At 37.3% G+C, this 12,876-nt stretch carries 10 protein-coding genes; all 10 read left to right on the top strand.

Annotated elements, in window-relative coordinates; translation table 11 throughout:
* Nucleotides 1–193 precede the first annotated feature (193 nt).
* The 10 genes from ABXT71_RS11395 to ABXT71_RS11440 all read left to right on the top strand — a co-directional run bounded on the left by ABXT71_RS11395 (nucleotide 194) and on the right by ABXT71_RS11440 (nucleotide 12,862).
* Entirely contained in the window at nucleotides 194–1,453 is a 1,260-nt protein-coding gene (locus ABXT71_RS11395; protein ID WP_415371480.1) for an MFS transporter, read from the top strand.
* A 110-nt stretch (nucleotides 1,454–1,563) separates the two neighbouring features.
* Nucleotides 1,564–3,765 (top strand): RelA/SpoT family protein, encoded by a 2,202-nt coding sequence (locus tag ABXT71_RS11400; protein ID WP_415371481.1) that lies wholly within the window; start codon nucleotides 1,564–1,566, stop codon nucleotides 3,763–3,765.
* Between the two features lie 24 nt (nucleotides 3,766–3,789).
* On the top strand, nucleotides 3,790–4,245 hold the full coding sequence (locus ABXT71_RS11405) for a Fur family transcriptional regulator (protein ID WP_415371482.1): 456 nt from the start codon (nucleotides 3,790–3,792) through the stop codon (nucleotides 4,243–4,245).
* A 3-nt stretch (nucleotides 4,246–4,248) separates the two neighbouring features.
* Nucleotides 4,249–5,520: an adenylosuccinate synthase gene (locus ABXT71_RS11410; protein ID WP_415371483.1), complete on the top strand. Its 1,272-nt coding sequence runs from the start codon at nucleotides 4,249–4,251 to the stop codon at nucleotides 5,518–5,520.
* Between the two features lie 91 nt (nucleotides 5,521–5,611).
* The gene (locus ABXT71_RS11415) at nucleotides 5,612–7,372 is read left to right on the top strand and encodes an OstA-like protein (RefSeq protein WP_415371484.1); all 1,761 of its coding nucleotides are present in this window, start codon (nucleotides 5,612–5,614) and stop codon (nucleotides 7,370–7,372) included.
* A 2-nt stretch (nucleotides 7,373–7,374) separates the two neighbouring features.
* Nucleotides 7,375–8,556, top strand: coding sequence for an aspartate aminotransferase family protein (locus tag ABXT71_RS11420; RefSeq protein WP_415371485.1), 1,182 nt, complete (start codon nucleotides 7,375–7,377; stop codon nucleotides 8,554–8,556).
* 140 nt (nucleotides 8,557–8,696) lie between these two features.
* The gene (locus ABXT71_RS11425; protein ID WP_415371486.1) at nucleotides 8,697–10,094 is read left to right on the top strand and encodes a tetratricopeptide repeat protein; all 1,398 of its coding nucleotides are present in this window, start codon (nucleotides 8,697–8,699) and stop codon (nucleotides 10,092–10,094) included.
* Between the two features lie 30 nt (nucleotides 10,095–10,124).
* Nucleotides 10,125–11,108 carry a DUF368 domain-containing protein gene (locus ABXT71_RS11430; RefSeq protein ID WP_415371487.1) on the top strand — a complete coding sequence of 328 codons (984 nt, stop codon included), beginning with the start codon at nucleotides 10,125–10,127 and terminating at the stop codon, nucleotides 11,106–11,108.
* Between the two features lies 1 nt (nucleotide 11,109).
* Nucleotides 11,110–12,135, top strand: coding sequence for a DUF368 domain-containing protein (locus tag ABXT71_RS11435; RefSeq protein ID WP_415371488.1), 1,026 nt, complete (start codon nucleotides 11,110–11,112; stop codon nucleotides 12,133–12,135).
* Nucleotides 12,128–12,862 carry a shikimate dehydrogenase family protein gene (locus ABXT71_RS11440; RefSeq protein WP_415371489.1) on the top strand — a complete coding sequence of 245 codons (735 nt, stop codon included), beginning with the start codon at nucleotides 12,128–12,130 and terminating at the stop codon, nucleotides 12,860–12,862. The genes ABXT71_RS11435 and ABXT71_RS11440 overlap by 8 nt, the downstream gene beginning before the upstream one ends.
* Nucleotides 12,863–12,876 lie beyond the last annotated feature (14 nt).

Raw genomic sequence — 12,876 nt, forward strand, 5'->3', positions numbered from 1 at the left:
TAGCACTCCTTGGAAACAAGGGGTGTTTTTTTAATTTATCTTTAAACTTCCTGCCAGTAAAGCGAGACACCTATTAAAAATATAACGGGCTCCTAGTATAAATAGGAAAGCTATTCAACTAAAACCTCATTCAAATACTGCTTCTAAGTACTCTCCCTAATTTCCCATACCTTTAAACCAAAAAGCATCCCTCTTGAACGCACGCAATAAAAAACCCTGGCACTATATTACACTCTTGATTCTAGCAGGCGAAGCTGTTTTCATACTGCCATTTGTGCTAGCCAGAGTATTTAGAGCCACGGTATTGGATGTCTATAACATTACAAACACAGAAATCGGTTATTGTTTTTCTATCTATGGGCTAGTCGCCCTAGGCTCCTATTTAGTAGGTGGCCCACTTGCAGACCGCTTCCCTCCTCGCAAGCTAATGGGGATTGCCTTAATAATGACAGCCGCTGGGGGTTTAGTTTATGCAAATGACCCGTCACTAACAACACTTAAAATACTATACGGCTATTGGGGCTTTACAACCATCTTTTTATTTTGGGCAGGAATGATAAAGGCAACTCGTATTTGGGGCGGAAACGACAGTCAAGGAAAAGCATTTGGTTTTCTTGATGGCGGTCGGGGCTTAGTGGGGGCACTTTTTGGCTTGTTGGGTGTCTTTATTTTTTCTCTATTCGTTTCAGATGCTGCTGAAAATTTAGGAACAACTAACAGCACAGAAGCCTTTAAATCTGTAGTGCTCGTTTCGTCAACTATTGTGGCTCTTATAGGTGTGATTGTATTCTTCTTCCTAAAGATAAAGAATAGCAATGAAAAAGAAATACTAAAGGAAAAAATAACATTTCAGAATATTAAGGAAGTTTTACAATTGCGATCTGTTTGGCTCTTGATGATCATCATCCTTTGCGCATACGTAGGCTATAAAATCACAGATATCTTTTCATTATATGCAAAAGTTGTGATGGGCTACACAGAGGTGGAGGCAGCAAAAACGGGCACCTTCTTACTTTTTATCCGTCCCATTGTAGGTGTAGCAGTAGGTTTTCTTGCAGATCGCTCTAGAGCTTCCTTGTACCTATGCATAGGCTTTGCACTTTCTATTATTGGTGCACTCTTTTTTGCTTCAGGATATATTGCGAGTAGTAATCCTTTATTTTTCACAACTATCATCATTACAGCCGTAGGGGTTTACGCCGCTCGAGTACTCTACTTTGCTGTAATGAAAGAAGGAAGAATCCCATTAGCCGTAACAGGCACAGCCGTGGGTGTAATATCGTTTATAGGGTATACACCAGATATTTTTGCAGGACCAATGATTGGGTATTTCTTAGATGGATGGAAAGGAGAACAAGGCCACGCTTATTTGTTTTATGCTTTGGCGGGATTTTCTTTTTTGGGGTTACTGGCCTCTATTCTCTATCATAACTTTTTTAGAAGTAAGACATAGGACTAATCTATTTTGTGCTCAAATAAGCTTTTAACAGTATGTTTACAATTCTTCCTTAATTGTTCCTATTCTGCATTGGACAATCAAATAAAACATGATACATTTATTCTATGACTGAAGAAGCGCTAGAATTAGAAAAAAAGGCCATCGCTAAGGAGTATAAAAACTTACTTAAGATAAGCTATCGCACATTATCTTCTGCAGATAAAAAGTTGATACGCTCTGCCTTTGATGTTGCTGTAGATGCGCACAAAGAGCAACGTCGTAAAAGCGGCGAGGCTTATATTTTTCACCCTATTGCTGTGGCAAAAATAGTAGCTGCAGAGATTGGCCTGGACGCTACTTCTATCGCTTCTGCCCTATTACACGATGTTGTAGAAGACACCTCGTACACGCTTGCAGACTTAGAACAGCTTTTTGGAGAGACCGTAGCGCGCATCGTTGATGGACTTACTAAAATAGACAAGATGCCCTATGATGGTGATGTGTCTATGCAGGCAGAAAATTTTAGAAAAATGTTGCTCACCCTAAATGATGACGTACGGGTGATTATCATAAAAATCGCAGACCGTTTGCATAATATGCAAACAATGGACTCAATGCCAGATTACAAGCAAGTAAAAATAGCTTCGGAAACACTATACATTTACGCACCACTCGCTCATCGAATAGGGCTCTATAACATTAAAACGCAACTTGAAGACCTTGGTCTAAAATATACCGAACCTGAGGTGTACACAGATATCCTCAGTAAAATTAAAGAAAGTAAAGAAGAACAAGATGCCTACATAGGCACCTTCTCAAAAACTATCAAAGACACATTAGATGCCGAAGGGCTTTCCTATGAGATTAAAGGAAGACCAAAATCTATTTTTTCTATACGGCGTAAAATGCAAGTGCAAACGGTGACTTTTGATGAAGTCTACGACAAGTTTGCAGTTCGTATTATTTATAAGAGTGAGCTTGCGAATGAAAAATTTCTCGCTTGGAAAATTTATTCAATAGTTACAGATCATTATAGACCAAATCCCGTGCGACTACGTGATTGGATTTCGTCCCCAAAGTCTACAGGCTATGAGGCCTTGCACATTACAGTTATGGGACCTAAAGGTAGATGGGTAGAAGTTCAAATACGTAGCGAACGTATGGACGAGATCGCCGAAAAAGGCTTTGCTGCACATTTTAAATACAAGAACAAGAACAATGATGATGGAGGGCTTGATGCTTGGCTTAACAAACTACAAGACACACTAGAAAATCACGATATAAGTGCTATAGATTTTGTGAAAGACTTCAAACTCAATCTCTATGCAAAAGAAATTTATGCGTTTACTCCTAAGGGTGATTTGTACTCGCTACCAAAGGGAGCAACGGCTTTAGACTTTGCATTTCAGATTCATACCGAGGTTGGAATTCACACAAGAGGGACCAAAGTAAATGGAAAACTAGTGCCCTTGAGTCGCGAACTCATGAGCGGAGATCAAGTAGAGATTATTACGAGTGAAAATGCAAAGCCTACAAATAACTGGCTCAACTATGCCACAACAGGAAAAGCGATTTCAAAAATTAAGAGTGCCCTAAATGCTGACAAAAAAGTCGTTGCCGCTGAGGGTAAAGAAGTCTTGATGCGTAAGCTTAAATCTTTAAAAATATCTCTAGACGAGAATACAACGAACCAATTAGTAAGTTTTTTCAAATTAAAAACGAGCTTAGATTTATTCTTTAGAGTGGGTTCTGGGATTATTGATAACAAGCAATTAAAAGATTTTGCAGCTTCAAGAAGCAATGCATTGGTTAGTTTCTTTAAAAAAATAAGAAAACCTACTTCGCCTCCAGATATTCACAAAGAAGAGATTACAGAAAAGTATGACCAGCTTGTATTTGGAAAAGAAGAGCAAAAATTAGATTATAAAATGTCTACTTGCTGTAATCCTATACCTGGTGATAATGTGTTTGGTTTTGTCACTATTAACGAGGGAATCAAAGTACATAAACAAAATTGCCCAAATGCAGTACAGCTGCAAAGCAACTATAATTACCGTATCATTCTTGCTACTTGGATAGATTCTACCCAACGAGAATTTAGATCTGAGCTAAGTCTTACTGGGATTGATACCATAGGACTCGTTAATGAAGTGACAAGAGTAGTGTCTAATAATCTGCTTATAGATATGAAGAGTGTTCACTTTGATAGTAATGACGGTGTTTTTACCGGAAAGATTGTGGTGGTTGTAAAAAACAAAAACATTCTTGATAACTTGGTTCAAAACATTAAAAAAATAAACGGTATTGATAAAGTAACAAGGGTATAAAAACCTTATTTTTGACCCTTCAAAATGAGTACAAAAACAGCCCATAAAAATCAGGATATTGTGAAGCAGGTTTTTACGGCTTTTCTCGAAGAGAACGGCCATAGAAAAACTCCAGAACGATATGCCATATTGCACGAGATCTACAATCAAGTGGAACATTTTGATATAGAGTCACTCTATATTAATATGAAAAACAAAAACTACCGTGTAAGTCGGGCCACGCTTTATAACACCATAGAATTGCTACTTGACTGCAAGTTGGTTAGAAAACACCAGTTTGGTCAAAACCAAGCACATTTTGAAAAATCTTATTTTGATAAGCAGCACGATCACTTGATATTGAGCAATGGCGAGGTGATTGAATTTTGCGATCCGCGCATTCAGAATATTAAAAAGACCATAGAAGAAGTTTTTGATGTAGAGATTACAAATCACTCTCTTTACTTCTACGGAAATAAAAAAAACACGACCAATACTTAAATTATGGCAGTAGATTTACTACTAGGATTACAATGGGGAGACGAAGGGAAAGGAAAGATTGTTGACGTTCTCACTGCAGGTTATGATATTATAGCTCGTTTTCAAGGAGGCCCAAATGCAGGACACACGCTTGAGTTTGATGGAATAAAACACGTATTACGTACGATTCCTTCAGGGATTTTCCATAAAACCGCAATGAATGTAATTGGTAACGGTGTTGTAATCGATCCTGTTGTTTTTGTAAAAGAACTTGAAGGCTTAGATCAATTTGATATTGATTATAAAGCTAAGTTAATCATTTCAAGAAAAGCACATTTAATACTTCCGACCCACAGATTGCTAGATGCCGCAAGTGAAGCGTCTAAGGGTAAAGCCAAGATTGGTTCTACCTTAAAAGGAATAGGGCCGACATACATGGATAAAACCGGTAGAAACGGAATCCGTGTAGGTGATTTAGAGCTGTCTAACTGGAAAGAAAAATACAGAGCCCTTGCAAATAAGCATGAGGCAATGATTGATTTTTACGATGTTGACATCCAGTATGATCTGGACGAAATGGAAGAAGAGTTTTACACTGCCGTGAAAACATTAATGACATTAACCTTTATTGACAGTGAAGAGTACCTTAACCAAGCAATCAAAGCTGGAAAGACGATCCTAGCTGAAGGTGCACAAGGATCTTTATTAGATATTGACTTTGGGACCTATCCATTTGTAACTTCTTCAAATACTACGGCCGCTGGTGCTTGTACAGGATTAGGTATCGCCCCTAACAAAGTAAAAGATGTATATGGAATCTTTAAAGCGTACACAACACGTGTAGGTTCTGGACCCTTCCCTACAGAATTGTTTGATAAAGTAGGAGCAGAAATGTCTAGAATAGGTCGCGAAGTTGGAGCCGTTACTGGTCGCCCTCGTCGTTGCGGTTGGTTAGACTTAGTAGCACTAAAATACACTTGTGAAGTAAATGGTGTTACTCAGTTAATGATGATGAAAGGCGATGTCCTTTCTGGATTCAAAAAATTAAAAGTGTGTACAGCTTATAAATATAAAGGAGAAACGATTTCGCATCTACCTTTTAATATTGAGCCAGAAAATGTTACACCTATTTATACGGAGTTTGACTGCTGGAAAGAAGACTTGACTAAGATGACAAGTCCATCACAATTTCCGAAAGAATTAAATGAATACATAGATTTCTTAGAAAAGGAATTAGAAATTCCTATAAGGGTAGTTTCTGTGGGTCCAGACAGAACGCAGACAATACATAGATAATTTAATCGATTTACAATCGTTAATAGTTAAACCAAACAATACACGAATCATTCAAATTCGTGTATTTTTGGTTCATAATTAAACGTAATTTTTGAAAAACAACATTCACATATTTTTTTTCTTCTTAATATCTCTTGCAACAGCTGGGCAAGTAGATACGCTTAAACAGCAAATAGCCGTTCAATCTGGGTATATAGATATCAAACCAGAATTACCTGACGCTATAGTTTATACAAAGGATGCAGATGGTCAAGTATACATTGTGCACGAAGGGATTGAAATGTGGTGTGATCAAGCCTATTTATATAGTAAAGACAACTTTGTGAAAGCCTATGGTGATGTTAAGGTAACCCAAGGAGACAGCATAAAGATGAACAGTAGGTATGCCGAGTACAATGGGAATACTAAGTTTGCTTTTACCAGCGGTGATGTAGTGATGGAAAACCCACAAACCACCTTAAAAACAGACACGCTCTATTTTGATCGTGTTAAACAGCAGGCCTTTTATAGAAGTGGCGGTACAGTTATAGACACAGCTAGCACACTTACCAGTCGTGTTGGTCGGTACTTCACAGAGTCTAAAAAGTATCAGTTCTTATCTAATGTTAAGATTGACAATCCTGAGTACACTTTAAACAGTGAGCAGCTTGATTTTTACTCAGATACTGGAGGGGCTTACTTATATGGCAAATCTACAATTATAAGTGAGACAAGTACGGTGTACTGTGAGCGGGGTTATTATGATACGCGAGGCGATACGGGTTATTTTGTAAAAAACTCTCGTGTAGATTATAAGAATAGAATCCTTTACGGAGATAGTATCTATTTTGACAGAAACAGAGCTTTTGCCTCTGCCACTAATAATATAAAAGTAGTAGACACTGCAAATCAAAGCACGATTAAAGGTCATTACGCAGAGGTGTATAGAAAACAAGATTCTGTATTTATTACCAAGAGAGCTATTGCTGCCACATTACGTGATAAAGACTCTATCTATGTACACGCAGACACCTTGCGCATTACAGGTAAAACAGAAAATAGAATCTTAAGAGGTTATTATAGGGCAAGACTCTTTAAAAAAGGAACTCCAGAAGAAGGTAATACAAGCGGCAAGTGCGATTCTATTTTCATCTATGAAAAATCCGGTATCACAAAACTCTTGACAAATCCAGTATTGTGGATGGGAGAGAATCAAATAACTGGAGATACCATCCATATTTTAAACAATATAAAAACAGAGAAACTAGATACGCTCAAGGTGTTTAAAAATGCATTTTTAATTCAAAAAGACAGCTTAGGATATAACCAAGTGAAAGGAGAACGACTGATTGGACTTTTCACCAATAATGAACTAGACACTGTCAACATTGATAAAAACGTAGAAGTAATCTTCTACCTCTATGGTGATGATAAGGTATTAACGGGCATTGACATGACCACTGCCAGCCAGTTGGAACTCACTTTAGAAAATCAAGAAATAGTAGCCACTCGGTTTTTCAAGAAAGTGCCTGGTAAGATTTATCCTCCTTCAAGATTACCAGAGAGTGATCGTATTCTATCAAAGTTTAACTGGCGTGGAGAAGAACGCTTGATGCGCAAGGAAGATCTCTTTTCAGAAAAACCAGCTCCATTTTTACCAACTATTAAGGGAATACCATTACCCGAAGATGAAGGGGGATTTTTTGAAGAACAGGATGCCAATGACGACCCATTAGAGATTCCAGAAAATTCTAAGCTTTCTCCTAAAGATTTTATTAATCGTCCTGAAGATCAGGCACCCTTGCGGGCAATCGATACCGATAACTCTAATGATGAATATGATGGAGGAAATCTGAATCGAGTTCAGAATTAATTATGAAAGATGACTTCTTCACATATCAAGCGCAGACTACACCACATCCACTTGCTTTAGAGATTTCGCATGCAAAAGGAAGTTACATCTATGATACAGATGGAAACAAACATTTAGATTTTGTTGCCGGAGTTTCGGCGTGCAGTTTAGGGCATTGCCATCCTCGTGTCTCTGCAGCTGTTAAAAATCAAATTGACAGGTATTCCCACGTGATGGTTTATGGAGAGTACATTCAGCAACCAGCAGTACAACTTTCGCAGTTGCTCGCGAAGCACCTACCCGCCCCATTAGAAACTACGTACTTAGTAAATAGCGGTACCGAGGCTATCGAAGGCGCTATGAAACTTGCTAGAAGAGCGACCGGTAGAAAAGAAATTTTATACGCGAACAATGCCTACCACGGAAATACGATGGGTGCACTTTCTGTGATGGGCTTTGAAGATCGCAAAAAACCTTTTGAACCCCTTTTGCCAGAATGTCGTGCTATCACTTTTAATCATGTGACTGACATTTCTGAAATTACAGAAAAAACTGCGGCGGTTATACTCGAAACCATACAAGGTGGAGCTGGATTTATTGAACCTACAAACGGCTACCTTAAAAAAATAAAAGAACGTTGTGCAGCCGTTGGCGCACTTTTGATTCTTGACGAAATTCAACCTGGTTTTGGGCGTACAGGTAAACTTTTCGGCTTTATGCATTATGATGTCGTGCCAGATATTCTGGTGATGGGTAAAGGAATGGGAGGCGGTCTACCTATAGGCGCGTTTACCGCCTCACGTGCTTTGATGACCTTATTAAGTGACAATCCTAAACTGGGTCACATTACTACTTTTGGGGGTAATGCAGTGATCGCTTCAGCGGCCCTGGCGACTTTACAAGAGATTACCGAAACTTCATTAATGAAAGATTCGCTTACAAAGGAGGCACTTTTCCGAAAGAATCTTAGGCATCCTATGGTCCATGAAATAAGAGGGCGCGGGTTAATGTTAGCGATAATAGTAGATTCTGAAGCGCTTGCTTCTGAAATTATAATGCGTTGTAAAGCGCGAGGTCTCATTTTATTTTGGTTATTGTTTGAGTCAAAAGCAATCCGGATTACGCCTCCTTTGACTATTTCGGAAAAAGAAATTAAAGAAGGTTGCGATATTTTAATCGACGTTTTGAATCAGTTATCGGAATAAGTAATAAATTAATTAGCTGTTTTTTAGCCCCTTACCCCGGTTTATTCCCTGTTGATAAAGGTGTTAACAACAATAGCGGCATAACTTTTGAACTTCAAACAATCAAAGTACCTTTAAAGTAGAAACCGTTAAATCCTTGTATGCAAAGACCAGGCGAGCAATCTAACATATCACTCACACGTTTTGAATCCATGTTGAAGACAAACGATGTGTACTTTTTCGATTCAGAAGAATTTGAAGACATTATCCATCACTATCTTGAGATTGGTAAGATAGCACTCGCTAAAAAAGCTACGAAACTAGGCCTCGAACAACATCCCTCCTCTTCTAATCTAAGACTTTTTCAAGTAGAAATGTACATTTTTGAAGACAAGCTGGAACAAGCCGAATCTTTACTAGAAGAGCTGCAACAACTAGAGCAATCTAACGAAGAAATTTATATTCAAAAAGCAAATATTTGCTCACGAAGAGATAATCATAAAGAGGCTATTTCTTTTTTAGAACGCGCATTATCCTTGACAGATGATGAGGCAGATGTACTATCCTTAATTGGTATGGAATACCTATTTCTTGAGGATTATTCAAATGCGAAGTATAAGTTTATGAAATGCCTTGAGCACGATGAGCATGACTATTCTGCACTTTACAATGTAATCTACTGTTTTGATTATCTAGAAGAAAACGAAGCTGCTATAGATTATCTCAATGATTTTTTAAATAAGAATCCATATTCTGAGGTTGCTTGGCATCAAGTAGGTAAGCAATATTATTTACTGAAAGAATATAAAAAGGCACTTGCTTCATTCGATTTTGCTATTATCAGCGACGATGCATTTATTGGAGCGTATCTTGAAAAAGGAAAAACCCAACAAAAATTAAAAGATTATGCAGGAGCCATTGAGAGTTATACAGTAACCCTAGGTCTCGATGATCCAACTTCTTTTGCTCTATTGCGAATAGGAAAATGCTATGAAAAACTGGGCGATATGGATCTAGCGCTTCAGTTTTATTTAAAGTGTGTTGAAGAAGATGGCCTATTAGACAAAGCTTGGACGGCTATTACGGATTACTATTTCAGAAAAAAAGATTATCAAAAATGTCTTTATTATATTGATAAAGCTCTAAATATTGATAGTGAGAACGTACTTTACTGGAAACGGTATGCAACTATCTGCAAAAAATTAAACCTCTTTGAGGAGGCGGAGCACGGATATCGTCGTACTTTAGAACTAGGTAATATTGATATTGACACTTGGATTGAACGAACAGATTTGTTGATTCATATAGGAGAATTTAATTCTGCTATTAAAAATTTAAATCAAGCTACCGAGCATTACAATAATCATCCAGAGATTGAATATCGATTAGCCGGACTTTATTTTCATTTGAACGAACAATCTAAAGGGCGTTTTCACTTGAACAATGCCTTGCGCGTAGACTCAGAATATATTATTATTATTGAGGAATTATTCCCCGTGGTTTATGAAAATCAAATGGTGAAACAATTAATCTTAAATCATCAAAATCCTTCTTTATAAAATTGTATTTTTGAGGGTAAATACTAATATATGCCTTCAAGAAATTTAATACAATATGTAACGATTTTAGCCAAAGGACTCGCTATGGGAGCTGCAGATGTGGTGCCGGGAGTTTCTGGTGGTACTATCGCTTTTATTTCTGGCATTTATGAAGAGCTCATTGAGACCATCCATAAACTAGATTTTGGATTTTTCAAGCTTTGGAAAAAAACTAGTTTTTCTGAGGCTTGGGCAGACTATAATATCGGTTTTTTAGTAGCTCTTTTCGGTGGGATTCTAATTAGTGTATTGTCCCTGGCAAAAGCCATTACGTATTTACTTGCTGAACATACTATTTTAGTCTGGGCGTTCTTTTTTGGATTAGTTATCGCTAGTATTCTCTATGTGGGAAAACAGATTGCAAAGTGGAATCTTCAAGTCTTAATCGCTATGATTCTCGCGATTGCATTTTCTTATTTCATTACCATTGCAGCTCCTTTGGGATCACTAGATAATATTTGGTTTCTGTTCTTAGCTGGTTTTATTGCCATCATTGCAATGATTTTACCTGGGATTTCTGGTGCGTTTATTCTATTACTTCTTGGAGCATACTCAGGCGTCATTGGGATATTGACAGATTTAAATGAAAGTTTAACCACATTGAATTGGGATCTTTTTTCTGGAGCATTTCTTAAATTATTGGTTTTTGCTGCTGGAGCCATTACTGGATTAAAAGTATTCTCTCGTGCCCTAAACTGGTTATTTAAACATCATAAAAATTTTATTCTCGCCGTCTTAACTGGATTTATGATTGGCGCTTTAAATAAAATTTGGCCTTGGAAAGATGTACTTTCCACCCGAATAAATAGTCACGGGAAGGAAGTTCCATTTATGGAACAAAGTATTTTCCCTTCTTCTTATGATGGTGATGCGCAATTGCTGCTTGCAATAGGAATGGCAGTAATTGGTTTTTTAGTCATCTTTCTAATGGAACGATTTGCAAACTCTAAAAAGAACAGAATAGAAAAGACTTAATATGCATCAAGAAAGATCCAGATCTGATAAACTATGGCTAGTCCTCAAAGGGCTTGCAATGGGTGCTGCAAACAAAGTGCCTGGCGTATCTGGTGGAGTGGTAGCATTTGTGGCTGGGTTTTATGAAGAGTTTATTTATTCCTTGCAGAAAATTAATAAAAAAGCTTTTGGTCTTTTATTAAACGGACGTTTTAGGAGTTTTGGAAAATACATAAATGGTCCCTTTTTAGGCTACCTTATTCTTGGGATGATCATTAGTTATTTTAGTGTTTCTAAGGCGCTGGATTATCTTATCGTGTATTACGAACTATATGTCTGGAGCGCATTTTTTGGCATGATACTGGGCTCCATCTATTACATTGCAAAAGACTTTGGTGAATGGAACAGGAAATATGTTGCCTACCTCCTATGCGGTATTATTGCTGGAGTTAGCATAAGTTTTTTAGAACCCGCAAAAGAAAATGATAATCTAATCTTTGTTTTTTTCTGCGGAATCATAGGAGTAAGCGGCATGACACTCCCTGGTTTATCTGGCTCTTTTATATTGATTCTTTTGGGTAACTATGTATTATTGCTTGTAGATTCTGTAAACGCACTTTATGACACGATTGTATCTATTTTTCAATGGAACTTTAGTTTTATGGAGAACCCAGAGAGAATTCAATTATTAAAAGTTCTCGCTATTTTTTCACTTGGCTCCTTAGTTGGTCTTGTTTCTCTTTCGCATCTTTTAGGATATGTAATTAAAAAATATAAATCAGCAACCTATGCGGTTATCATCGGCTTTATTGCAGGTTCATTGGGAGTCGTATGGCCTTGGAAAGAAGAACTTTTTATTCTTTCGAGTATTGGCAGCAAGCAATATGACGCAAATGGTCAGGCTATTATTTCTGGATACGAACGTTATTTTCCAAATCAATTTTCGACAGAAACATTTATTGCAATCTTTTTTATCATTATTGGTATCTTTGTAGTTCTAAGCTTAGACTGGTATAAAAAATCTAAAAAATCTACTATTAATGGGTAAATATGGTCTTATAGGCAAATCACTTGGGCATTCTTACTCAAAGCAGTTTTTCAACACAAAATTTAAGCAAGAAGAAAGACAAGATACGTATGAGAATTTTGAAATAGAATCTCCAGATCTTATAAAAGCGTTTTTAGAGGAACGGCGTTTAGACTACAAAGGTTTTAACGTGACTGTTCCATATAAAGAAGCAGTGTTGCCATTTCTAGACAGACTTGACAATGAAGCTAAAGCAATAGGTGCAGTAAATACCATAAAGATAACTGCCACAAATAAACTTATTGGGTATAACACAGACCACTCTGGGTTTGCCCTCACACTTAGTGATTACTTACCCATAAAGAAAAGGACAGCCTTAATACTAGGTACCGGAGGCGCGTCTAAAGCCATTGCTTATGTACTTGAAACAATGGGTTTTGACTTTAGATTTGTTTCTCGCAACGGCGTAGGTGACATCTTTAGATATCAAGATATTACACGATCTGTGATGGCAGCACATTATTTAATTATCAATTGTACTCCTTTAGGTACCTATCCAGACATTAATAGGTGTCCAGAACTGCCTTATGAAAGCATTACTAGTGACCACGTTCTCATTGATCTTATTTATAACCCGAGTCAAACAGAGTTTCTAAAAAGAGGTTTTGTTAACGGTGCAAGGGTATGCAGTGGCCATAAAATGTTGATACATCAAGCAAAAAAAGCTTGGGCTATCTGGCAAAAGTAGTACTTTAAAACACT

It is taken from the genome of Patiriisocius sp. Uisw_047 (assembly GCF_047730165.1).
Lineage (GTDB): Bacteria > Bacteroidota > Bacteroidia > Flavobacteriales > Flavobacteriaceae > Patiriisocius.

Excerpts from the sequence above, each read along its gene's own strand:
- ABXT71_RS11440 (WP_415371489.1), top strand. The coding sequence starts at position 12,128 with ATGGGTAAATATGGTCTTATAGGCAAATCACTTGGGCATTCTTACTCA.
- ABXT71_RS11405 (WP_415371482.1), top strand. The coding sequence starts at position 3,790 with ATGAGTACAAAAACAGCCCATAAAAATCAGGATATTGTGAAGCAGGTT.
- ABXT71_RS11435 (WP_415371488.1), top strand. The coding sequence starts at position 11,110 with ATGCATCAAGAAAGATCCAGATCTGATAAACTATGGCTAGTCCTCAAA.
- ABXT71_RS11425 (WP_415371486.1), top strand. The coding sequence starts at position 8,697 with ATGCAAAGACCAGGCGAGCAATCTAACATATCACTCACACGTTTTGAA.
- ABXT71_RS11430 (WP_415371487.1), top strand. The coding sequence starts at position 10,125 with ATGCCTTCAAGAAATTTAATACAATATGTAACGATTTTAGCCAAAGGA.
- ABXT71_RS11410 (WP_415371483.1), top strand. The coding sequence starts at position 4,249 with ATGGCAGTAGATTTACTACTAGGATTACAATGGGGAGACGAAGGGAAA.
- ABXT71_RS11420 (WP_415371485.1), top strand. The coding sequence starts at position 7,375 with ATGAAAGATGACTTCTTCACATATCAAGCGCAGACTACACCACATCCA.
- ABXT71_RS11400 (WP_415371481.1), top strand. The coding sequence starts at position 1,564 with ATGACTGAAGAAGCGCTAGAATTAGAAAAAAAGGCCATCGCTAAGGAG.